This window comes from Paraliobacillus sp. X-1268 (assembly GCF_003426095.1).
Classification (GTDB): domain Bacteria; phylum Bacillota; class Bacilli; order Bacillales; family Amphibacillaceae; genus Paraliobacillus_A; species Paraliobacillus_A zengyii.
The window spans coordinates 39,084-63,711 of the sequence record NZ_QJSK01000006.1; the positions used below are offsets into that span (position 1 = coordinate 39,084).

Annotated in this window: 15 protein-coding genes; 1 reads left to right on the plus strand and 14 read right to left on the minus strand. The window is 35.7% G+C overall.

Going from position 1 to position 24,628, the window contains the following annotated elements; all coding sequences use genetic code 11:
• Nucleotides 1-115 precede the first annotated feature (115 nt).
• The gene (locus tag D2K62_RS09690) at nucleotides 116-1,702 is read right to left on the minus strand and encodes a peptide chain release factor 3 (RefSeq protein ID WP_112181848.1); all 1,587 of its coding nucleotides are present in this window, start codon (nucleotides 1,700-1,702) and stop codon (nucleotides 116-118) included.
• A 308-nt stretch (nucleotides 1,703-2,010) separates the two neighbouring features.
• Here D2K62_RS09690 and D2K62_RS09695 point away from each other — a divergent pair, with 308 nt between their 5' ends.
• Nucleotides 2,011-5,241, plus strand: a complete 3,231-nt coding sequence (locus tag D2K62_RS09695) for a DEAD/DEAH box helicase (RefSeq protein ID WP_117148942.1) — start codon at nucleotides 2,011-2,013, stop codon at nucleotides 5,239-5,241.
• Between the two features lie 70 nt (nucleotides 5,242-5,311).
• On the opposite strand, the gene D2K62_RS09700 is transcribed toward D2K62_RS09695, so the two are convergent.
• The 13 genes from D2K62_RS09700 to D2K62_RS09760 all read right to left on the minus strand — a co-directional run bounded on the left by D2K62_RS09700 (nucleotide 5,312) and on the right by D2K62_RS09760 (nucleotide 24,623).
• Nucleotides 5,312-6,199 carry a diacylglycerol/lipid kinase family protein gene (locus D2K62_RS09700; protein ID WP_117148943.1) on the minus strand — a complete coding sequence of 296 codons (888 nt, stop codon included), beginning with the start codon at nucleotides 6,197-6,199 and terminating at the stop codon, nucleotides 5,312-5,314.
• Nucleotides 6,200-7,405: 1,206 nt separating this feature from the next.
• Nucleotides 7,406-8,053, minus strand: a complete 648-nt coding sequence (locus D2K62_RS09705) for a GTP pyrophosphokinase (protein ID WP_112181851.1) — start codon at nucleotides 8,051-8,053, stop codon at nucleotides 7,406-7,408.
• A 105-nt stretch (nucleotides 8,054-8,158) separates the two neighbouring features.
• Complete coding sequence (locus tag D2K62_RS09710) at nucleotides 8,159-9,343, minus strand: PDZ domain-containing protein (RefSeq protein WP_117161371.1); 1,185 nt, start codon at nucleotides 9,341-9,343, stop codon at nucleotides 8,159-8,161.
• 152 nt (nucleotides 9,344-9,495) lie between these two features.
• Nucleotides 9,496-10,977, minus strand: a complete 1,482-nt coding sequence (locus tag D2K62_RS09715; RefSeq protein WP_112181853.1) for a S41 family peptidase — start codon at nucleotides 10,975-10,977, stop codon at nucleotides 9,496-9,498.
• A 137-nt stretch (nucleotides 10,978-11,114) separates the two neighbouring features.
• Complete coding sequence (locus D2K62_RS09720) at nucleotides 11,115-12,509, minus strand: murein hydrolase activator EnvC family protein (RefSeq protein ID WP_112181854.1); 1,395 nt, start codon at nucleotides 12,507-12,509, stop codon at nucleotides 11,115-11,117.
• A gap of 81 nt (nucleotides 12,510-12,590) precedes the next feature.
• On the minus strand, nucleotides 12,591-13,484 hold the full coding sequence (gene ftsX, locus D2K62_RS09725) for a permease-like cell division protein FtsX (RefSeq protein ID WP_112181855.1): 894 nt from the start codon (nucleotides 13,482-13,484) through the stop codon (nucleotides 12,591-12,593).
• A complete protein-coding gene (gene ftsE / locus D2K62_RS09730; RefSeq protein ID WP_112181856.1) occupies nucleotides 13,474-14,160 on the minus strand; it encodes a cell division ATP-binding protein FtsE in 687 nt (228 codons plus the stop codon). The genes ftsX and ftsE overlap by 11 nt, the downstream gene beginning before the upstream one ends.
• A gap of 314 nt (nucleotides 14,161-14,474) precedes the next feature.
• Nucleotides 14,475-15,341 (minus strand): YitT family protein, encoded by an 867-nt coding sequence (locus D2K62_RS09735; protein ID WP_232824120.1) that lies wholly within the window; start codon nucleotides 15,339-15,341, stop codon nucleotides 14,475-14,477.
• Nucleotides 15,342-15,587: 246 nt separating this feature from the next.
• A protein-coding gene (gene prfB / locus D2K62_RS09740) for a peptide chain release factor 2 (RefSeq protein ID WP_112181858.1) occupies nucleotides 15,588-16,689 on the minus strand; the annotation gives its coding sequence in 2 pieces (ribosomal slippage) (nucleotides 15,588-16,616 and nucleotides 16,618-16,689; 1,101 coding nt in all).
• Nucleotides 16,690-16,781: 92 nt separating this feature from the next.
• A complete protein-coding gene (secA, locus tag D2K62_RS09745) occupies nucleotides 16,782-19,289 on the minus strand; it encodes a preprotein translocase subunit SecA (RefSeq protein ID WP_112181859.1) in 2,508 nt (835 codons plus the stop codon).
• Nucleotides 19,290-19,470: 181 nt separating this feature from the next.
• Nucleotides 19,471-20,085, minus strand: a complete 615-nt coding sequence (locus tag D2K62_RS09750; RefSeq protein ID WP_112181860.1) for a type 2 periplasmic-binding domain-containing protein — start codon at nucleotides 20,083-20,085, stop codon at nucleotides 19,471-19,473.
• Nucleotides 20,086-20,262: 177 nt separating this feature from the next.
• A complete protein-coding gene (gene yicI / locus D2K62_RS09755; RefSeq protein ID WP_112181861.1) occupies nucleotides 20,263-22,578 on the minus strand; it encodes an alpha-xylosidase in 2,316 nt (771 codons plus the stop codon).
• A 14-nt stretch (nucleotides 22,579-22,592) separates the two neighbouring features.
• Complete coding sequence (locus D2K62_RS09760) at nucleotides 22,593-24,623, minus strand: beta-galactosidase (RefSeq protein WP_117161372.1); 2,031 nt, start codon at nucleotides 24,621-24,623, stop codon at nucleotides 22,593-22,595.
• Nucleotides 24,624-24,628 lie beyond the last annotated feature (5 nt).

A 24,628-nucleotide genomic window follows, 5' to 3' on the forward strand; every position in this document is an offset into this window, starting at 1 on the left:
TATACTACTTTTCAAACCAAAATGCGAACAAATATTCGTTTTATTCATATTTAAAAAGATATGTAACAAAAAGCTTGAGGTACAGTTACCCCAAGCTTCTTTACTACATTATCTTTTAATAAGATTGATCATACTGATTGACTTCAAACAAGTCAATTAACTCGATATCTTTATGTTTATCTTTAAACCAACGAAGAGCAAAATCATTCTTAAATAATACTAAAAATGTTCCTTCACGGTCTTTAACTAACAGGTTTCGATCGTCGAATAACGTCGTATCGACTTGTTCCTGGTTTAACCAGCGTGGTACTCGTTCACCGATAGATTCTAACGTTACTTCTACATTATACTCGTGTTTCATACGATGTTCAAATACTTGATACTGTAATTCACCAACAGCTCCGATAATGTAGCTTTCCATCGGATAACGTGTAAATAATTGAATTGCACCTTCTTGGACCAGTTGTTCTAAACCTTTTCTGAATTGTTTTGATTTCATTACGTTTTTTGCAGTTACTTGCTTAAATAACTCAGGTGGGAATTGTGGTAATTCATCATAAACAAAAGATTCTTTACCTTCTGTTAATGTATCACCTATTCGATATGCATTCGGATCATATATCCCGATAATATCACCTGCATAGGCAACTTCAACTGTATCACGAGTGGAAGCCACAAATTGTTGTGTTTGAGACAATTTGATTTGTTTACCTGTTCGTTCTAATCTAACACTCATTCCACGCTCAAACTTACCTGAACAAACCCGTAGGAATGCTACACGATCACGATGGGCTGGATTCATGTTTGCTTGGATCTTAAAGACAAATCCTGAAAAATCCGGGTTATCGGGACTAACTAATCCTTCTGTTGTCTTTCTAGGAACAGGTTTGGGAGCCATTTCGATAAACGTATCAAAAAAACTTTGCACACCAAACGGCGCTAAAGCACTACCGAAGAAAACTGGTGTTTGATCCCCACTCAAGACCGCATCTAATGAATAGTCATCTCCTGCTTCTTCAATTAATTCCAACTCATCTAATGTATCTTGATATGTTGGATTTTCCACAAGTGCCTTATTCTCTGGATTATCTAAATCTGCATAAGGAATAGTTGTTTCTGCTTCATTTCCATTATATTGTACAAACTGTTTATTTTGACGATCAAATATGCCTAAGAAACGCTTACCCATGCCAACAGGCCAATTCATTGGATATGTTTCGATTTCTAAAACTTCTTCAATTTGTTCTAAAAGTGCTAATGGTTCACGACCTTCACGATCCATTTTGTTGATGAAAGTGAAAATCGGAATACCACGCATTTTACAAACTTTAAATAATTTAATAGTTTGGGCTTCAATACCTTTTGTTGCATCAATAATCATCACAACACTATCTACAGCTGTTAATGTACGATACGTGTCTTCACTAAAATCCTCGTGACCCGGTGTATCTAATATATTAACTTTATAATCTTTATATGGAAAGTTCATCACACTGGACGTTACAGAAATTCCACGTTGTTTCTCAATTTCCATCCAGTCAGATGTAGCAAATTTACCTGATTTTTTTGCTTTTACAGTCCCTGCTTCTCGAATTAGGTTACCAAACAATAACAATTTCTCTGTTAATGTTGTTTTACCAGCATCAGGGTGTGATATGATCGCAAATGTTTTTCTCTTATTTACTTCTTCTTGCATTGTCATTTTATAAATCCCTTCCTATCTTTAATTTGATTCATTTATAAAACATGGATTACTAAGGGATTTCTACATCGGTATAATGCTCCTTCATCTAATGTATAAGTGCTTTTTAAATGTCTATTCACGTTAGTAAAAATAGCACGTTTTTTAGGATAAAGTCAACTATTTTCACGCCAAATGACTGCCCATTTTAATCAATTGATCCTTAAAATACAAATAAAAATTTTTATTCTTACAGTTTTTGACGACAATTATTTGTTATAATGAAAAGATATACTTTTGCTAATACAAGACAAGGTAGGGAAATAATTATGCGTACCTTTTTTTTAGAAACACAAGACATTGTCAAAATAACCGGCCAACGGTTTTATAAAAGGGGCTTTGACTACTTCAAAAAAGGAAGAGTCATTGGTTTAACATACAATCAAACAATTAACACATGGAGTGCACAAGTTCGTGGAGCAAGTAGCTACAACGTTCGTATTTTCTTTTTTGATGACGATGAGCTAGAAGGTAATTGTGATTGTCCTGCATACGCCACACATTTCACTTGTAAACACATTGCAGCAGTTTTACTCGCAATAAGTAACAGTAATTCTAATGACCCTAGTCAGACAGTCTTGACTAGTACGACGAAACCAAACCCAACATTGCCAACGAGACCGCAAGCTAAAAGTGATCCATTCACATTACGAATGCTAGAAGCTTTTAGTAGTGAAAATAGAGCGCATGTTTTGGATGCAAAAGAGCTTCGGATTGATTATACGTTAATTCAACGTAAAAACACACAAAATGCAAAACTGTTTTTAGAAGTTGAGTTACAAGTTGGTATAAAAAAAACGTATATAATTAAAGAAATCCGTACCTTTCTTACCCACGTTAAAAATCAGCAACCATACCCTGTTACAAATACATTCACATATGATCCTTTACTTCATAAGTTTGCAGAAGAGGACAAAGACATCATAGATCAGCTTATACAGGCCTATCAAAATGAAATTCTATATGATAATGACTATGGAATGACAAACAAACGTGCGGTTAGAATACCACCAAATTCAGCCAAGCCTTTATTAGAAGGAATTAGTGCAAGAGATCATACGATGAAAGATTTACAAGGCCAAATATTCGGAAGCTTTTTCTTGGAAGATAAGCTACCACCACTTACTTTTCCAATAGATCTTGAGAATGAAGATAGCTTCTCTATTAATCTGGGTGCTTTGCTTCGTTTTGATTATTTTGATGGATATGGTTATTTATATGAAGCACACACCTTTTATTTTACAAATGCTAAACAGCGCTTAATTATTGATCAGCTGTTTTCATTATTGCCTTATCGTACCAAGCATGTACATTTGATTGCCCGAGATAAGATGGAAGCATTTGTATCAAATGTCATGCCGAAATTAGAAAGAATAGGGCAACCCATTTATTCTGAAAAAACAAACGAACTACTTGCGATAACATCACTTAAGACAAAAATATATTTAGATGAATTACAGGATACACTTACAGCAAATGTTGTTTTTCAGTATGGAGATTATGAACTTGCACCATATGAATCACATCAGGCTTCTAATTTAGTAATAAAACGTGAAATGAAAGCCGAACGATCAATTTTACAACTTCTTGAACAAGCTGGTTTTTATTATTTAAATGGTCGTTTTCAACTATTTAATAATGAAAATATCTACAGGTTTTTACATGATGCTTTACCAGAACTTCATAACCATGCACTTGTTTATATTTCTGATGAGGTGAAAAAATTAGTTCGTGCAGAAGAACCAGAATTACAAGCCAATATTCAAGTGAATAACACTACCGGAATGTTAGACGTTTCCTTTGATGTTAAAGGGATATCAAATACGGAAGTACAACAACTTCTACAAGCATTAGTAGAGAAAAAACGCTATTACCGGATTCCAGATGGGCCTTTACTTGCTTTGGAAAATGAATCATTTGAATCGTTTCAACAATTTATTGACCAACTACAATTAAGTAAGTCTGATCTTCAGGATGGACAAGTTCAAATTTCAGCAGCGCGAAGTTTACAAATAGAAGAGACTTTTCCAGCTGAAGTTGCACATTATCAAGATACGTTTGAACAAATGTTAACTGCCTTAAAACATCCAGAAGATTTGCAATTTAATTTACCAACTACATTAGATGCCGATTTACGCGACTATCAACTTGTAGGATTTCAGTGGTTTAAAACGCTCTCTTACTACCATTTAGGTGGCATTCTAGCAGATGATATGGGCTTAGGAAAAACAGTTCAAACAATAAGCTATTTATTAAGTGAAAAAGCAGAAAAAACAGATGGTAAATATCAAGCGTTAGTCATTGCACCTGCTTCACTGGTCTATAACTGGCGAAAGGAAATTACGAAGTTTGCACCTTCTTTACGTGCAGAAGTAATTGTCGGGACAAAACAACAACGTAGAGCAATCGTAGAACAATTGACTGATGTGGATGTGTTAATTACTTCTTATCCACTAATGCGAAAAGACCAAGATATATACGCATCAGTACCATTTGATGCATTGATTCTTGATGAAGCACAAGCGATTAAGAACCATCTTACTTTAACAGCAAAAGCTGTTCGTTCACTTCAAGCAAAACATCGCTTCGCATTGAGTGGTACGCCTATTGAAAATACATTAGATGAATTATGGTCAATATTTCATACGATATCACCAGGATTTTTCGGAACAAAAAAGCACTTCTTACAACAAGATCCTGCTTATATCGCAGTGATTACAAGACCATTTATCTTACGCCGTCTAAAACGGGATGTGTTAGCAGAATTACCAGATAAAATTGAAACAGAACAATATTCAGAGCTAACTAAAAATCAAAAGCAAGTGTACCTTGCATATGTGGAAAAAATGCAAGAGAAGATTGCTGAAACAATTGAACAAAAAGGCTTTGAAAAAGGTAAATTAGAAATATTAGCTGGCCTTACACGTTTACGACAAATTTGTTGTCATCCATCGTTGTTCTTAGAAAACTATACCGGAAAATCTGGTAAATTAGAACATCTAAAAGAATTAGTCGATGAATTAAGGCAAAGTGGTAAGCGACTATTAATCTTCTCACAATTTTCAAGCATGTTAAAAATAATCAACAAAGAACTACAAGCAGACGGACATGAGGTATTTTATTTAGATGGTTCCACTCCACCATCACAGCGATTAGAAATGGCTGATGCTTTTAACGAAGGTGAGAAATCAGTCTTCCTTATTTCCTTAAAAGCAGGTGGTACAGGACTTAATTTAACTGGAGCAGACACTGTTATTCTATTTGATTTATGGTGGAATCCAGCTGTTGAAGAACAAGCAGCGGGCCGTGCACATCGAATTGGACAGAAGAAGGTTGTCCAAGTTATACGTTTAATAACTGAAGGAACAATCGAAGAAAAGATTTTTCAATTACAACATGAAAAAAGAGAGCTTGTGGATCAAATCATTAAACCAGGTGAAACGATGCTATCTACGTTATCAGAAAATGAATTACGAGAACTATTGACCATCGAACGATAATAGAATGATCCCATTATGCCAAACGCCAAAGGTTAGATTACATTCTAACTTTTGGCGTGTTTTCGTTTAACTATTCGATATTTCCGACTACCATTTGTATATGGTTGTGTAAAACAGTAATACTTGATGGTGTTTGATTCTGTCTTTCTCCATCACAATCAATATTTTGTGCTGGATCTGCTGTAACAGTTATACTTTTTGTTTTAAAAGCTTTAATTCCTTCATTAATTTGCTCGTTATTATCTACTTTTGATTGAAGAATAGACCAAAAAGTTGGTAAAGATGCTTCTTTGATAACCAATACATCTAACAACCCATCATGGATGCTTCCTTCTGGAAAGAAAGCTCGAATCCCACCAGTATATGTACCATTACCCACAATAAGCATAACAGCTTCATCTTCCCAAATTCCATTATCAGATTCTATTTTTAAATGAAAAGCCTTTTCTTCGCCAATTGTTTGTAGGGTACGTAAGTAATAAGCTAATCGTCCGATATTTTGTTTCGAATTTGAATCAACTGTCTCAGAAACTTGGGTAATGATACCGATGCCCCAAAAATTCAGAAAATAGTAATGATCACTTTGTCCAATATCAATCATTTTTGTTTCTTTTTCAGCAATTTGTTCAGCTGCTTTTAACGGGTTTTGTAACATTCCAATTTCCCGAGAAAAATCATTGCTTGTGCCCCCAGGGATGATCGCAAAAGCAGGTCGTTTTTCTAGCGGGGCGATCGCATTAATCACTTCATTTACTGTACCATCACCGCCAGCCGCAATAATTAGATCAACTTGACTTGAAACTTGGTTCACATATGTTGCACCATCTCCTGGTTGCTTTGTTTCATAAACAGTTACTTCCTCAAAAGCTATTTCTAATGTATTTATAATTTTTTCTTTTAATTGCAGCAGTTTTGCTTTCCCTGCTGCAGGGTTAAATATTACTGCAACTTTTCTCATATTTCTTAACCTTCCTTCATATCAGGATACTGTAGTTATACCCCTTGCATCCCTATACAAAACGCTAATAGGATAACCTTGATCATTTAATAGATGCTCAGAATGTATTTATATTTTAAACAGACTCTTTATTCCCCAGGAAATAAGTAACGAAGCATTTAGTTAACTGCGCATGGTGAAGCTATTTCTGTTTTTTATAACGCAACTTTCACTGATAAAACACGAATTTAGATCTTGGCAAACTTGAGAAGTCTGCAATCCAATGTTAAAGTTGACTCGTGCTCATTTTGAAAGCATCTGCATCTGATCACGAACTTGAGGTAAACTCAGTCGTAATATAACTCACTTTATATAAAGTTCAATACAAGATAATCTATGCTTCGCTCCTCAAGCGAAATGGGCTCCCTTTCCGCAGGCACGACTTCAGCTAATTCGGTAAAGAAAACCACTTTACCGAATGGATCTTCAGCCCGTGCTGTTCCTGCAGGAGTCTCGCCCATTTCGCTTGATCCGCTAGTGTAGCCTGCTAATTAAGAATTATATAAAATGCTTGTTATTTGTCATTAAAATACAAGTTAGCAAACATTAAATCAACTACATACAAAACTACCATGCTTCTTATGTTCGCCAACTTTTTGAAGAATTATCATCCAAAGAAAACCGTTTTTTTGAATAGCTATTCGAATTAGTTTATAACACAGGCAATCGGTCACTGGACAGACTTTAAAAATAATACGTTATCTGCTTGTCATAAAGTTTTATTGTACTTATCACTACAGTTGTTCACATTATACCGATTGATTGTAGCGTAGGGCAGTCGATCCTCGAAAATATAGTTCGATTTTCTTCGTGCGGTGTTGGTTCAGGAAGTAAATTCAAAGTCCTGCGGGAAAAGCAAGATCTGAAGATCCACTCCTTAATGCGATTTGTGCTTTACGGAGTTAGCTGAAGACTTGGGACTGCGATTACTCGCCCCACCGAAAACATTTGCCCGCGGAAAGCGACTGCCTGAAGCGGAAATCAACGTGGCAGTTACGACAGAGTCTATAGTTATTCAGTCATAAACGACAGTATTGTTAACAAACTCTTTTAACAAGCTATATAATGAATACATTCCAGATTCATAACAGCCAACTAGTGGCACTTATTTTTTGTCCCATTCATATCAAAAGACACGCATACAATCATGATTGTATGCGCGTCTTGTTATTTCAATATAGTCGGTGTTACTTTATGTTTTTCTCTTTCCACTTGCGTATGAATGTATTCCATTTTGTCATCAAGTGCTCTTACAGTATCTGCTGCTTGTTTTAATTCATTTTTTAATTCTTGAGGGATTTCTTGATCATATTTGTAAAAAATTTTATGTTCCAAACTCGCCCATGTATCCATCGCGATTGTTCGTATTTGTACTTCTACTGGGACATGTTCAGTTGAATTAGCAAGAAAAACAGGCACTTCAACAATGAGGTGAAAACTACGATATCCATTTGGTTTTGGATGTTTAATATAATCTTTTACTTCAAGTACTTTAATATCATCTTGCTGACTAAGCATATGGTAAACTTTATAAATATCCGCAACAAATGAACAAGTTACTCGAACACCAGCAATGTCACGTACATGTTCTCTTGCATTAGATAGTGTGACTTCTAACCCTTTTCTATTTAACTTGTCCATAATACTATTCGGTTCTTTTAATCTCGATTTAACATGCTCCATTGGATTGTGATTATGAATAAATTCAAACTCTTCACTTAGAATACTTAATTTTGTATCAATTTCATCTAAAGCGAATTTGTACACTAATAAACCATTTTTCCAATCATTAAACCTTTTTTGTAAAGTATTCATTCCGCTCAACCTTTCATAAGGCACTCAAGTTATATTACTAAGTAATTATACATTGAATTAACGGCAAAATGATGAAATTTCTATTAAATTTATATGAAAATTAAATTATTGCGCCTTTTCTATTTTCCATGTTGTTTCGCTAGGAAAAATAATTCCTAATTCATAATGTTCTCCTTGATAGAGGGCGCGCTGCGCAAATCTTATTTCCCCTCTTTCATCTCGAATATCAAGTTTACAATATGCACTGTTTAGCTGAAGTGCTTCATAAAATGCTTGCTCACTGGAAACAGGTTGGCCATTAACCTTGATAATTTTTTCACCAATCATTAATCCAATATTCTCTGCTGGTGTACCTGGGATAATTCCTAATACTTTTAATCCAGTCTCTTCTACTGCAAAATAAGTAGGATTTCTTAAATCACGTAATCGGAATTGTAACGCTAATAGCTCACGTCCAATAATCGCGATAACCACACTTATTAATGTAAAAATAGTAATATAATAGCCTGCTATCGAAAACCCAATTACGATAAAACCTAATATTAATAACGATTGTCCAAATTTATGTGTCGCCTTTATAGGCATTGAACCTCTTATTACATGTTCAAAACCAATTATTGCAGGAATAAATAAGAGTCCAAATTCTGTTTCACCTATAGAAAATATCGGCCACCAATCAGCAAATGGTGTAATTAACCCAGCTGGCAATAGACTTATGAAAGGTATGAGCATTATTTTTTTTACTCGGTGTTGTCCTACCCATTTACCACGACTGCCTTTCTTTAATTCAGGAAAGGTTTCATCTTGTTGTATACGTATCATTTTAATCGCTTCGATTAAAATAAAAATCCCCATTAAAGTAGTGAATATCAACCATTGAGAGTCTTTTATCTCCGTATTCCATGAAGTTGGTAGATAGGATATGAAATATGGAGAAAAGAGTAAGGCTATGTAGGTAAATCCAAATGTATACGCTGCTGATAACCACGTGAACCTTTTCCCAATTGAAAATAAAATAGTAAACAAAACAAGTCCTGCAATCATGAGATAATGAAGCGACGCACCAATAATTAACATACCTAAAGATAAGCTTAATCCAGCTAAAAGTGTCGTTTTCCATGTGTAACGTAGTTCATCAAATATAGTAAACATTTTCGTACCAAAGTATTTTCGTTCTTTCTTAATCCTGGTAAATGATGCTATGAATGTAACAATAAAAAACCAATATATTAGCGGATTAAAGAAAAGTTTGCCTACACCTTTTGCTAATTCAATTAACCATGTCTCCATATATTTTGCACACCCCTTTCACTTCTTTGTCTAATGAGCCTTTATTTATTATAATTCGATAAAAGATGATCTTTTCCTGCTTTTATAAGAAAATTTTAAGCAATTCCCTTATGAATAAACTTACTTCATAAGGGAATTGCTTACTTTCTTGATTAATCAAATAATACTTCTAATGCCTTTTCTTGTTGCGCGTCCTCTTCACCACTTCTTACTTTTTCAATGACACTTGTTTGTAATTTCTCAGCGGTTGCTTCATCAATCTCGCCTGTTACTTCTAAATCATTTTCTGCTTGATATTCTTCTACAGCAGTTTCTGTTTCGCGACTAAAGTAGCCATCTTCTCGATTTGGATTATATCCTAAACCTTCCAACATAATTTGTGCATTCTCAATGTCTTCATTGCTATCGTTATAGGAATAAGTTTCCTCTACTTGAATAGGATTCGCATAAAAGTATGCTGGCTGCATTATCTCTACAGTCGGCTCAACTCCCTCTTCATGAATCCAATTCCCTTCTGGAGATAACCATTTAAATAAAGTTAGTTTAATTGTACTACCGTCTCCCATTGGGATCGTTTGTTGTACTGTACCTTTTCCAAAACTTGTTGTACCAACTATTTCGGCATTTCCTGCTTCTTTCATTGAAATGGCTAAGATTTCAGAAGCCGATGCGCTACCTTCATCTATTAAAACACTAATTGGGTAATCTTTTGCATTGTCCAATTCAGAGAAATAGCGTTCTTTATTTCCTTCACCATCTTCCACCTGCATATACGGTGTGTCCTTTGTTATAAAGTTCTTCAAGATTTCTTGAATAGAAGGTAATAAACCACCCGGATTTCCTCTTACATCGATGACTAAACCTTCAATCCCCTCTTCTTCTAAACTTGTCAACTCTTCTTCAAAACGAGTAGCAGTATCTTCGGAAAAAGAAGTTATTTCAATTATTCCTGCTTTATTACCATTTACTTCAGTTGTTTCCGAATAAACTGTTTCCAGTGGAATATCATCTCTTGTTAATTCAACTTCAATTGTATTTGTAGCACCAGGTCGTTGGATTTCTAACGTTACTTCGGAGCCCTGTTCCCCACGAATCTTGGAAACAGCGTCATATAAGTCAAGACCTTCGATACTCTCTTCATCAACTTTTAGTATTTGATCATTAGGTTTTAAACCTGCTTGTTCTGCAGGAGAATCTTTTATCGGTGCAACAATAGTAACCTTACCATCAACCATACTAACTTCTGCACCAATCCCCTCAAAAGAAGACTCGATCTGTTCATTAAATTGTTCCATCGTTTCTTGGTCCATATAAACACTATATGGATCATCTAAAGTTGCGAGCATACCTTCAACTGCACCTTCGATCAACTGATCTTCATCAGCACTTTCTAAGTAGTTGTCCTGTATGACACTGTATGCTTGCATAACTTTTGAAAAAGTAGTTGATTCTCCAGCATCACTAAGAATTTCTTCTTGTTCATCCTCAGAAAGATCGGAAAAATTAACTGAGTCGATATTTTCTTCGGTTGATACAGTTTCTTGCAACAATTGCATACTGAAGAAAGTACCTACTCCACCAATAAGTACTGCAGCAACTATAATTAGAACTAGATAATTTTTCTTGATTTGCACTTTTTTCACCCCGATTTTTTTGTTCAATATTATTTTCCTAGTGTACCATATGTATGACACAAAAAGGCACCACAACATTTCGTGCGATGCCTTTGTTTATTTAGATTATGCTTTTATTGTGAAAAGATGTGTACTTATTATGGTAAATATGGTGATGGATTAATTGCGCCATGATAACTCCATCCGCCATTGTGTACTTCAAAATGTAAATGACTTCCAAATGAGTTACCTGTATTACCCATTCCACCAATTGTTTGCCCTTGGGATACACTTTGCTCAAGCGATACCGCTCTACTATTTAAGTGTGCATATACAGTAGTTAGATTTAAGTCTGGATGATAGATATAAATTACATTACCATAACTTGAAGAATAGTTAGATCTGGTAACAACACCTGATGCTGCTGCTTTAATTGTTGTACCGACACTATTCGCAATGTCTAAACCATAATGCATGCCACCGCCATTAAAGCTACGATAGCCATAAGGAGAAGTGAGTGTTCCAGATGCTGGCATCACAAATGCAGCATTACTAGTAGATGGAGCTGGCTGTGATGCAGCTGGAGTAGAGCTTTCACCACTACTTGAGTCGCTATTATTTTCTGCTGCCGCCGCAGCTTCTTCTTTTGCTTTCTCTTCAGCTAATTGTTCTAATTCTTGTTTTTTTGATTCTGCTTCTTTCATTGCGTTAGCAATAATAGAGGCTTGATCATTTAATGTTTGCTGTTGTTCTGCTAACGTCATTGTGTATTCTTCTAATTCGCTATGCTGATCCTCTAAGTTCACCATTAACGTTTCTTTTTCCGCCACTTGACTATCTAGTGTCGCTTGAATAGATTCAAGATCTTGCTTTTGGACAACTAAATTCGCTCGTTTATCTTCTAAGCTAGCTTTATCATCTTCTAATTGTGTCTTCTTATCTTCAACTGCTACTTTTTTGGTTTTCATATCTTCTTTATCAGCTTGATGTGCTTCCATGATACTTTGATCTTGATCCATGATTTTCGTTACAGCTGTTGCACGATTTAGAAAATCACCAAAGTTTTGTGCACCCATCAGTACTTGCAAATAACTGATATCTCCACCATTTTGTTGAATAGCACGCAATCTATTTTTCAATAACTCTTCGCGCTCAGCAATTCGTTCTTCTAAGACTACTATTTCTTCTTCTAAGACTACTATCTCTTCTTCTGTTTCTTCTATTTCTGTTTCTGTTGAACTAATCTCTTGATTAGTAGTTGATATTTCACTTTCTTTGTTTGCTAACTTCGTTTGCGTTGCTTGTAAATCAGCATTAATCGTTTCTATCTCACTTGTAACTTCACTCTGTTCAGCTTCATTTTCAGCAATTTTCTCTTCTGTTTCTTCCGTTTCACTTGTAACATTGCCAGACTCTTCATTTATAGTGCTCTTTTCACTTTCTAGATCATTCAATTTCTCATCCAAACTAGAGATGTCTTCTGCAGTTACTGGTGATATCGTAAACCCAATTATCGTTGTGAAAATTAAAAGGTACATGATGATTTTTTTCATGGTAAAGAATCCTCCCCCTCTAGTAATCTAGCTTTTTAGTTCCGATAATCTATGTAAGTATAAATCTCTTAAAGAAGAGATTTATACTTTTAGAAACTTCCGAACACTCATAACGCTTCCCCAAATACCTATTGATGCTCCAATTACTAAAATCAGTAATGCCAATTGCCATGCAAATGGTGAAAATGGTAGTATTTCTAGAAAACTAAATTGATTAATTGATGAAGCATTAGCATCTAGATAGTAATAACCTGTTAATAAAACCGCAACTGGAATAATACTTCCTAGTACACCAAGTAAAAGACCTTCGACAAAGAACGGCCAGCGAATAAATCCGTTCGTTGCACCAACCAACTTCATTACACCAATCTCTTTACTACGTGCCATTATCGTAATTTTTATTGTGTTTGAGATTAAGAATATTGCTGTGAATACTAATCCTAAGATAAGGACAAGACCTATATTCCGAGCATATTCATTAAATTTAAACAAATTTTGCACAACGTCTTGTCCATAATTTACTTTTTCAACATTTTCTATCTCTTCAATTTCTTGTGCAATTGTCAATGTTTCTTGAGGATCTGTTGTTTTAACAATATAAGCATTATTTAAAGGATTATCTTGTTCATATAACTCCCATGCGCCGCCTTCATCACCCATGCTTGATATTAGGCTTTCTAACTCTTCCTCTTTTGTTGCGAAGTCAACAGTCGATACTTCTGCAATCTCATCTATCTGGTCACCGACTGCTTCAATTTCTTCTTCATCTGCAGTTAATTCAACTAAAACCTTAATTTCAACGTCTTCTTCTAAATTATCAGCGACATGATTCAAGTTAAGCATGAGCGCTAAGAATGCACCAACTAAAATTAATGTCGTGGTTACTGCACCGACAGAAGCAATGGTCATCCATCCATTACGCCAAATATTTTTTGTACCTTCACGAAGATGTCTTTTAATTGTATTAAATCTCATAGCCGTATTCACCTCGATGTTGATCACGCACAACTAAGCCATCTTCAATAGCAATTACGCGTTTTTTTATCGTGTTGACAATTTCTTTACTGTGGGTAGCCATAATAATTGTTGTACCCGTTGCATTTATTTCTTCTAGTATCTTCATAATTTCCCAAGATGTTTCCGGATCTAGATTACCTGTTGGTTCATCCGCAATGACTAGTTTGGGGAAGTTGACAATCGCTCTGGCAATTGACACTCTTTGTTGTTCGCCACCTGAAAGTTCATCTGGGATAAATCGCGCCTTATTTTTTAAACCAACCAAGTCAAGAACTTCCATCACACGTTTACGAGTACCACGTGGTGACTCTTCTAATACTTCTAAAGCAAAAGCTATATTTTCATAGACTGTGAGTTTTGGTAATAGTTTAAAGTCTTGGTAGACAACGCCAATATCTCTTCTTAGGTAGGGGACATGTTTTCGTTTCATTTTGGAGATATCTTTATCGTTAACTTTTATTGTTCCTTTTGAGGCTAATACTTCACGGAAAATTAGTTTAATAAATGTTGATTTACCAGCACCACTAGGACCAACAACATAAACAAATTCACCAGGTTCTATTGCTATATCTATACCATTTAGTGCCGTAACACCATTTGGATATGTTTTATATACACCTTGCATTTGTATCATATTTTTTATCACCTTTATTGTTAGTTTATTTTCTAGATGTAGGACAACTGTTACCAAATGATAGTCACAGCTTGTCTTAAAATATTTGACCTGTTCATTATAACATCTATTTTCACTTTTTTTAGACATTTTTTTATTACATTTTCATTTCAAACCCTGTTAATAATTACAAAATTCGCAAATACGGTAAACTTTTTGTTATGATTTGGAACATTCCCTTACTTAATCTGTTAAATAAAAACTAAGAAGAAGATTCTAAATTATCATCGAATCTTCTTCTTAGATTTAGTAGATCTATACTCTAGTTACTCAATTCATGTATTTTTAAATCCTTCTCCTAATACTTCACTTGCATTCATTGCAACAACAAAAGCTTTTGAATCAACACGACGCACCATCTGTGTCACTTTACTAAATTCATTTTGGGTAACAACACACATAATAATTTTACGGTTTTCGTTCGTATAACCACCTTCAGCATTCCAAACAGTCACACCACGATCTATATCTTTTAAAAGCACTTGTCGAACTTCTTCAACTTGATCTGTTATTATCATAATATTCTTCGACGTATTAAAACCAACTTGAACGAGGTCAATCGTGCGACTTGTAACAAATAAGCCAATTAAAGCATATAACCCTTGTTCCACAGAAAAGACAAAGGTGGCAGTTATTACAATCAGGCCATCAAATAGTGCAACACATATCCCTAAAGGTAATGGAAAGTATTTATGCAGTACTTGTGCCGCTAAATCAATACCACCAGTAGACGCTTTACCACGAAATACGATACCTATTCCAAGGCCAGCGCTCATGCCACCAAATATAGCACCTAACAATGGATCTGGTGTGGCTGCATTCCAATCACTTGTTACGAATACGAACAAAGGTAAAACGATTGTTCCTACTAAAGTTTTTAATCCAAACTTACTTCCTAATATTAGAATACCGATTATAAAGAGTGGAATGTTTATCGCCCACTGAACTAATGAGGGTTCCCAGCCAAAAACAGACTTCGTAATCGTACTTATTCCAGCAACTCCACCAGAAGCTACTTCATTTGGCAAAAGAAATAGATTAAATGCAATAGCTACCAAAAATGCACCTATTAATACATAACTATATTCTATTATATGAATGAAGACGATTGGCACAGGTTCCCGTCTATATTTTGCAATCAAAATAAAACACCTCAAACTTTCTATATTACTATCCGTCATTTTCAACCTTAAGGAGTATATCATTGTTTATAATAAGAGGACAACCGTTTTTAGTAGAGTATAGTAATGGAGTAATGTAGCAAACTCAATAATTCATATGAAAGTGCTCGGTAAGAGAAGCTTTAAAGCACAACTCTTCAAATATAGTTTATTATAAAAAAAAGGAACTTTAGCATATTTCAGCTGAAGTTCCTTTATCTTTACTAGTTAAGCCAATTGTGAGCGCAAATATGCATCAATAAATGGATTGATATCCCCATCCATTACACCGTTCGTATTTCCTACTTCCATATTTGTACGATGATCTTTTACCATGGAATAAGGATGGAATACATAGGAACGTATTTGACTGCCCCAGCCAATTTCTTTTTGTTCTCCCCTAATCTCATCTAATTCAGACTGTTGTTTTTCAATTTGTAATTGATACAACTTTGCTTTCAACATCTTCATTGCTTGATCACGATTTTTAATTTGTGAACGCTCTGACTGACATGTAACAACAGAATTAGTAGGTACATGGGTAATTCGGACAGCTGAATCAGTTGTATTAATATGCTGACCACCTGCACCACTTGCACGATATGTGTCAATCTTAAGATCTTCCGTATTAATTTCAATATCAATATCATCATCTAGTTCCGGCATAATATCACAGGATACAAAAGAAGTATGGCGTCTACCTGAAGCATCAAATGGCGATATTCGCACTAAACGATGTACACCTTTTTCTGCTTTCAAATAACCATAGGCATTGTGACCTTTAATTAATAAAGTCACACTTTTCACACCCGCTTCCTCTCCAGGTAAATAGTCTAATGTTTCAACTTTAAATCCTTTCGATTCTGCCCAACGTGTGTACATCCGAAGTAACATGCTAGCCCAATCTTGTGACTCCGTACCACCTGCACCAGGATGCAATTCTAAAATCGCATTATTTTTATCGTATGGTTCACTAAGTAGCATAAATAATTCAAACCGTTTTAACGCTTCGCTTAATAAGTGTACTTCATTTTCCAAATCAGCTCGTAACTCTTCATCATTTTCTTCTTTAACAAGCTCATATGAAAGCACAACGTTTTCCAAACTTTCCACGTGCTGATCAAACGTATGAACAAACTCTTTTAATTCATTTACATCCGCAATAACTTTTTGTGCTGTTTCTTGGCTATCCCAAAAACCAGGCTCTGACATTTGATTTTCTAACTCTGCAATGCGCGTGCGCTTCTCTTCTAAGTCAAAGAGACCCCCTAAAGTCTGTTAGTTGTTGCTCTATACTATCTAATTCATGTCTTATCTCTGCTAATTCCATTTTCTACACCTCTTATAATCATTCATTTCTCTAGCATTCATACAATAGACAAGACACTTCCAATTAAGGAAGTGTCTCTCTATCTTATCTCATTACTTACCATGACACTGTTTATACTTTTTACCGCTTCCGCAAGGACATGGATCGTTACGTCCAACGCTGTCTGCTTTGATAAAAGGTTGCTTTTTCTTTTTCTTCTTCTCTTGATCACCTGAAACTGCTGTTGCATCTTTTGCTACTTCTTGACGTTTTAAGTTTTCACGGACTTGTGCTTTCATTACATAACGTGCAACTTCTTCATTAATGGACTCAACCATTTGTTCAAACATCGCAAAGCCTTCCATTTGATATTCACGTAATGGATCATTTTGTCCATATGCACGTAGGTGAATACCTTGACGAAGCTGATCCATTTGATCAATATGATCCATCCATTTTGTATCAACTGTTCGAAGTACAATAACTTTTTCAAACTCACGCATTTGATCTGGTGTCAGTTCTTCCTCTTTTTTATCATATTTTTCATCGACTTTTTCAAGGATAAAATCGATCATTTCTTGAGGCTCTTTACCTTTTAGATCTTCCTCTACTAAATAGTCGTCTTCAACTAAATTAGCATGGACATATTCTATGATCGTTTGCGTTTCCCATTTCTCCGCATCATCATCTTGTGTATGTGTATGGACTGTCTGTTCTACTACCGTTTTAATCATTTCTTCGATAATATCACGTAAATTATCAGAATCTATTACATCAAAACGCTGTTTATAAATAATTTCACGTTGTTCACGTAAAACATCATCATACGAAAGAACTGTCTTACGTGCATCGAAGTTATTTCCTTCTACACGTTTTTGTGCAGATTCGACTGCACGAGATACAACTTTACTTTCAATTGGTTGGCTATCGTCCATACCAAAGCGATCCATCATGGCACGCATATTATCAGAACCGAATCGACGCATCAATTCATCTTCCATTGATAAATAGAACCTTGTAATACCTGGATCACCTTGACGACCTGAACGACCACGCAACTGGTTATCAATACGTCGAGATTCATGACGTTCTGTACCAATAACAGCTAATCCTCCACGTTCAATTACACCTTCACCAAGTTTAATATCCGTACCACGACCAGCCATGTTTGTAGCAATCGTGACTGCGCCAGGTTGTCCGGCATTTTCGATGATTTCTGCTTCACGATAGTGGTTCTTCGCGTTTAATACATTATGCTTCACGCCGGCCTTTTTAAGATAGTTTGATATTATTTCTGATGTTTCTACCGCTACAGTACCAACCAATACTGGTTGCCCTGCTTCGTATCGTTCTTTAATATCCTCAACCACAGCCTGGAACTTACCGTTAATTGATTTGAAAATTAAATCTGCTTTGTCATCACGGACAATTACACGGTTAGTTGGGATCGCAATAACAACCATGTTATATATATTCCGAAACTCTTCTTCCTCCGTTTTTGCTGTACCTGTCATACCTGCTAACTTATCATACATTCGGAAGAAGTTTTGGAATGTAATAGAAGCAAGTGTCATGCTTTCGTTTTGAATCTGTAAGCCTTCCTTTGCTTCAATTGCTTGATGGAGACCATCACTGTAACGACGTCCCTTCATTAAACGACCAGTAAATTGGTCAACAATCACGACTTGTTCCTCTTCGATAACATAATCCATATCGCGTTGCATCGCTACAGTTGCCTTTAATGCTTGGTTAATATGGTGTGTTAATGTTACATGATTAAGGTCAAACAAGTTTTCAATATTGAAAAAGCGTTCTGCTTTATTTATACCTTCTTCTGTTAATTGAACACCTTTTGTTTTCTCATCGTAGGTATAATCTGTTTCGTCCTTAAGTCCACCAATAAATGCATTTGCCTGGTTATATAAACTAGCAGATTTACGTGCAGATCCAGAAATGATTAATGGTGTACGTGCTTCATCAATCAAAATCGAATCGACCTCATCAATAATAGCAAAATGCAATGGGCGTTGAACCATTTGTTCTTTATACAGCACCATGTTATCTCTTAAATAGTCAAAACCAAATTCGTTATTTGTTCCATACGTAATGTCTGCTAAATAGGCAGCTCTTTTCTCTTCTTTAGTTAAACTATTGACATTTAATCCAACAGTCAGCCCAAGGAAGGTGAACAGAGCACCCATTTCACGTGCGTCACGTTCTGCTAAATATTCATTGACTGTAATAATGTGTACACCTTTACCTGTTACGGCGTTTAGATATGCTGGCATAGTAGAGGCTAATGTCTTACCTTCACCTGTCTTCATCTCAGCAATATCACCTTGATGCAATACTAAAGCTCCTAATATCTGAACTGGAAATGGATGCATATTTAATACACGTTTTGCTGCTTCACGCACAATCGCATAAGATTCTACTAATAAATCATCTAAAGTTTCCCCATCTTGATAGCGCTTTTGAAACTCTGTAGTTTTTTCACGTATTTCCTCATCAGATAACTTTTGATATTCTGGCTCCATCGCTTCTATTTCATCAACTGTTTTTTGCAATTGATTAAGTTGTCTCTGGTTACCGTCAAAAACTTTTTTTAGTAATCCACGCATGTCATACGCTCCTCTATTGATTAAAATGTTCTTTTTTTATATTATATCATGATACTATTCGTCTATTCTCAATCATAACACTAGCATTTCGTAATGACAAGAATTGAAAAAGTAGCGACTTTAGCTTAATAAGCAGTCACTACTTCTAATTACTTCCACGCATTTTTATTTTACATTCCATTCAGGGTAATAACACGTCCATTACACTTTGGACATATTCCAAATTGCTACTAGTAGCAGGTATGAGAATGAATGTGTCATTAAAACTCTCATCATCAAAATAAGCTATGTTTTTGGTGCTTATACCGTATACTTCATTTGTTCCAAAATCAATTAATTCGTATTGTTCTTGATTAAGCTGTTTCAAATCAATTACCTCAGAAAGGGGAAGAAAAATATCTTCTTCTATTAATTGTGTTGCTAGTGTTTCATCAGTTATCATAATATCGATCTGACCAACAGAAATAGCTGCAGACATTTTTTGCATTTGATCAAAGGCATTTTCTTCAATTTTACCACCTTTGTGTTGTATGTATTCAATGTATAATGTAAACGCCTCAAATGAATGTTCTGACAGGTCTTCTTCCACTTGTTCAATCACAGGTAAACTTGCTTCACTTACTACCATTATTTCCACAACTTTTTCTTCTTCTCCAAAAATATTTCCTATCATTATATAGAGAAATAAAACCGCAGAAACACTACCAATTATATGTAATTTATAATACTCCCAAATATAATCTATTTTTTCTCTTCTACTTGACATCGTCTTTAATGTGGCGATTAATCGCTTCATAAGATACCTCTCCTGTACAAAACAAATTGAAACATGCTACTGTACTTTCCACTGTTTTCTGATGCGTATATAACAAACGGCTCGACATGAAAAGTGAAACCATTTGAATACGCATCAAAATTAGATAAGTTTCGGAATTTATAGACCGCATCTTAAAACTAAAATCTTTTTCAAACGTTACAGCGTAATAGACAGTTTAGTAGTTCCAAGCTTTGGTGAGATCATTGTACCATATGAAACCAACTTTATGCTCCCATTTGATGCAGAAATATTACCTTTTTCTCCTATTAACTTTATGTGGTAAGGCTTTTCTGTTAAGTCTGTTTCAACCTCTAAAACGTTCCCTTGGCGTGAAACAGTTAACGAGCCAGTTAGTTTGCCAGAAGTATCATAGAGATGTTTCTCAACATGGGTACCTTCCTTAATCTGATATAATTCAAAAGTAACATTATTATTGTAGTCATATGAAGGTTTTTCCTCATTTACGCCAATTGGTAAAATACTATTCTCTCGAACAAACAATGGCAGATTAAAATAATCATAGTTTTGTTTAATCCATTTTCCACCTTCTACTTCTTCACCAGTTAAAAGCTGCGTCCACGTTCCTTCTGGTAAATAAAACGAACCGAGTCCTTCTTCATTGAAAATTGGTGCAACTAAAATGGAGTCGCCCAACATGTATTGGCGATCAAGTGTTTCACAAGCTGGATCTTCTGGAAATTCAAGTAGCATCGAGCGCATAACTGGAACCCCAGTCTTACTATTTGCTACTGCTTGCCCATATAAATACGGCATCAAACTATTTTTCAATTTTGTGAAATGGCGCGCAACAGCTACAGCCTCTTCATCAAAATTCCATGGTACACGATAAGAAGAGCTACCATGAAAACGACTGTGACTTGATAGTAAGCCAAATGCAGTCCATCTTTTAAATACATCAGGAGTCGCCGTATTTTCAAAGCCGCCAATATCATGACTCCAATAACCGAATCCGGATGTTGTTAATGATAAACCTCCACGTAAACTTTCCGCCATCGCCTCATACGTTGAATCACAGTCTCCACCCCAATGTACTGGGAATTGCTGTGCTCCTGTTGTAGCTGACCGTGCGAATACTACCGCTTCTTCTGATCCTTTTTCTTCTTTCAACAAATCATATACGACTTCATTATATTTATAAGCATAATAGTTATGCATTTTCTGGGGATCTGATCCATCAAAGTATACTACGTCTGTTGGTATTCTTTCGCCAAAATCTGTTTTAAATGAGTCTACTCCCATATCAATAAGCACTTTCAGTTTGGATTGAAACCATGTTGCTGCATCTGGATTTGTGAAATCAACTATGCCCATACCAGCTTGCCAACGATCCCATTGCCATACATCGCCATTTGCTTTTTTCAGTAAATAGCCGTTATCACATGCTTCTTTAAACAACTCCGATTTTTGTGCAATATACGGGTTAATCCATACACATATCTTTAATCCCTTATCTTTCAGGCGTTTTAGCATGCCTTCTGGATCCGGAAAATTACGTCGATCCCAGATAAAATTACTCCATTCAAATTCCTTCATCCAAAAGCAATCAAAATGAAATACGCTTAACGGAATCCCTCGTTTCTCCATACCATCAACAAAATGCATAACCGTTTCTTCATTATAATCAGTAGTAAATGACGTCGATAGCCATAGTCCAAAAGACCATGCTGGTGGTAATGCTGGTGTTCCAGTAAGTTCTGTATAGCGACTCACTACTTCTTTTGGTGTTGGACCATTAATTAAATAGTAATCCAAATATTCTCCCTCTACACTGAATTGAGAACGAGACACTAATTCAGATCCAAGCTCAAAACTAACTTCTTCTGGATGATTGACGAACACACCATAACCTTTATTACTTAAATAGAATGGAATATTTTTATAAGATTGTTCTGAACTTGTTCCACCATCTTTATTCCAACTATCTACTGACTGCCCATTTTTCACATAGGGCGTAAAGCGTTCGCCTAAACCATATAAATTCTCACCAACACCTAAACCTAATTGTCCACGCATAAATGTTTTTCCTTCTGGACCTTCAATCCATGCTAAACTTTTACTATCAACTGCCGTTAATTTTCCGATAGCGTTTTCAAAAACGAGGCCAAATACTTCCTTATTTATTGTCAATTTTAATTCTCCACTAGAAAAAGATACTGTTTCTTGTTCTGACGTAAGATCGATTGATTTTCGTTCTTCTTTCACGTCAAAATTCGGATACCTTTCTTTTCCACCTTTGAAATGCCAAGTTTGCACCCGTACAACGTTATTTATTGGTGCTGATAATTTAATAGTAAGTAATGGTCCATCTAGTGTATCACCACGGTGGTTTATAAACTTACAAGGAGCATATAATGTAACTGCATTCTCTTCTTCGATAACTTCATGTACGACTCTAGGAAAGTGAATCTGATACCCTTCTCTTTCAAGCCAATTTCCATCTGTGAATTTCATCTATTAAAACCCCTTTATTGTTGTTTTAAAACGAGCACATCTCGCGCTTTTATTTTACCTGTTCCGGTATACGTATCATTTGTAATCAGGTTGCTATATACTATTTCTCCAGCTTCAAAGCTTGCGTCTTCTGGATTATGGTTTATTACAAACAAGTAGGAAACCGAATCCTTCACACGCTCCGTTACTTCTACACCTTCTGCCGCTATCATCAATGTATCTATATTCTTATCTGTACAGATATTTTCAATAAAATCACGCATAAATGTAGGATCTGGACTTGACGCTACATAATACGCATCTCCTTGACCAAACGTATTCTTTGTTAAAACTGGCATTCCTTGATAAAAATCAGACCCATAGGTTGCTAGAACTTCAGCACCTTCTGCATGTATCAGATCAAATAAACTGTTACATGTGTACGAGCCTTGCAATGCGCCAATAGCTGTATCAAATACCATTGCATTTGTATGTGAAGGTTCTAATGCATCTATTTCTTCTGACCATATTCCTACTAGTTCACGAAGTTCACCAGGATAACCACCAAGTGTCACTAAATCATTCTCGTTTACAATCCCACTAAAAAATGTGGTAACAAATGTCCCCCCATTTTTAACGAAATGCTTCAAACGATCAGCATGACCTGCTTTGATCATATATAATACAGGCGCGATTACGACTTGATATTGACTCAAGTCTTCCTCTACACCGATGATATCAACTGGAATGTTCTTTTGATAAAAGGCGTCATAATATTTATGCACTTCCTTTACGTAATCAAGCGCTACGGATGGACCACTTGATAAATGAATAGCCCAACGATTCTCCCAGTCAAACACGATTGCAACTTTTGCATGCGTCCTACTGTCAATAATCTGATCAGAAAGGATGCCTAATTCTTCACCTAATTTTGCACTTTCTTTAAATACTCTTGTATGTTCATGGCCAACATGTTCAATTACAGCCCCATGATATTTCTCTGTTGCACCACGTGAACGTCGTAATTGAAAAAACATTACCGTATCTGCACCATGGGCAACTGCTTGGTAGCTCCAAAGTCGCATAACGCCAGGTCGCTTTAGTGCGTTAAATGCTTGCCAGTTTTGTTGACTAGGCGTTTGCTCCATTAACATAAAAGGTTGACCACTTTTTAAGCCGCGCATTAAATCATGTGTCATTGCCGTCATGCTTACTGGTGTGTCAATTGATGGATAGTTATCCCATGATACAACGTCCATCTCTTTTCCCCACTTGAAGTAATCCAATTCCGGGAAAAAGCCCATTAAATTTGTTGTAACTGGAATAGCGGGTGTATGTTTTTTTAATTGATCCCGTTCTAGTTTAAACACATCTAGTAGACTATCAGATTGAAAACGACGGTAATCTAGTGAAATTCCTTGAAAATTCGTATTATTGCCATGTTCCCATTCTTCACTTAAAGCATTAGGCACGACTATTTCATCCCACTCGTAAAATGTATGCCCCCAAAATGTCGTATTCCATGCCTGATTAACTGCATCAAGTGTCTGATAACGATCTTTGAGCCAAACTCGAAATTCTTTTTGACAGTTGTCACAATAACAATATCCACCATATTCATTTGAAACATGCCAAATCAAAACAGCTGGATGATTTTGATAACGTTCAGCTAATTTTTCTGCCATTCTACTTGCATATTTTCGATAGGTGGGACTATTGGGACAAGAGTTATGTCTACCACCGAACTGACGCTTTCTCCCTTCGTAATCTACGCGTCGCACATCAGGATAACGCTTAGCCATCCAAGCTGGGTGTGCAGCTGTACTTGTAGCTAAACAAACATACACATTCTTTTCATATAGACGGTCAATCGTTTCATCGAGCCAACTAAAATCATACGTATTCTCAGATGGTTGGTTAAGTGCCCAAGAAAAAACATTGATAGTTGCAACATCAATACCTGCTAATGTAAACATCCGTTCATCTTCTGACCAAGTTTCTTGGTCCCATTGCTCTGGATTATAGTCTCCCCCATACCAAATCTTCGGTAATGCTTTATTTATCAATTCAA

What these genes read in the sequence shown, in the direction of transcription:
- ftsE (WP_112181856.1), bottom strand. Translation starts at nt 14,160, where the DNA reads ATGATACAAATGCAAGGTGTATATAAAACATATCCAAATGGTGTTACG.
- D2K62_RS09700 (WP_117148943.1), bottom strand. Translation starts at nt 6,199, where the DNA reads ATGAGAAAAGTTGCAGTAATATTTAACCCTGCAGCAGGGAAAGCAAAA.
- secA (WP_112181859.1), bottom strand. Translation starts at nt 19,289, where the DNA reads ATGCGTGGATTACTAAAAAAAGTTTTTGACGGTAACCAGAGACAACTT.
- D2K62_RS09750 (WP_112181860.1), bottom strand. Translation starts at nt 20,085, where the DNA reads ATGAAGCGATTAATCGCCACATTAAAGACGATGTCAAGTAGAAGAGAA.
- yicI (WP_112181861.1), bottom strand. Translation starts at nt 22,578, where the DNA reads ATGAAATTCACAGATGGAAATTGGCTTGAAAGAGAAGGGTATCAGATT.
- D2K62_RS09720 (WP_112181854.1), bottom strand. Translation starts at nt 12,509, where the DNA reads ATGAAAAAAATCATCATGTACCTTTTAATTTTCACAACGATAATTGGG.
- ftsX (WP_112181855.1), bottom strand. Translation starts at nt 13,484, where the DNA reads ATGAGATTTAATACAATTAAAAGACATCTTCGTGAAGGTACAAAAAAT.
- D2K62_RS09710 (WP_117161371.1), bottom strand. Translation starts at nt 9,343, where the DNA reads ATGGAGACATGGTTAATTGAATTAGCAAAAGGTGTAGGCAAACTTTTC.
- D2K62_RS09690 (WP_112181848.1), bottom strand. Translation starts at nt 1,702, where the DNA reads ATGACAATGCAAGAAGAAGTAAATAAGAGAAAAACATTTGCGATCATA.
- D2K62_RS09705 (WP_112181851.1), bottom strand. Translation starts at nt 8,053, where the DNA reads ATGAATACTTTACAAAAAAGGTTTAATGATTGGAAAAATGGTTTATTA.
- D2K62_RS09695 (WP_117148942.1), top strand. Translation starts at nt 2,011, where the DNA reads ATGCGTACCTTTTTTTTAGAAACACAAGACATTGTCAAAATAACCGGC.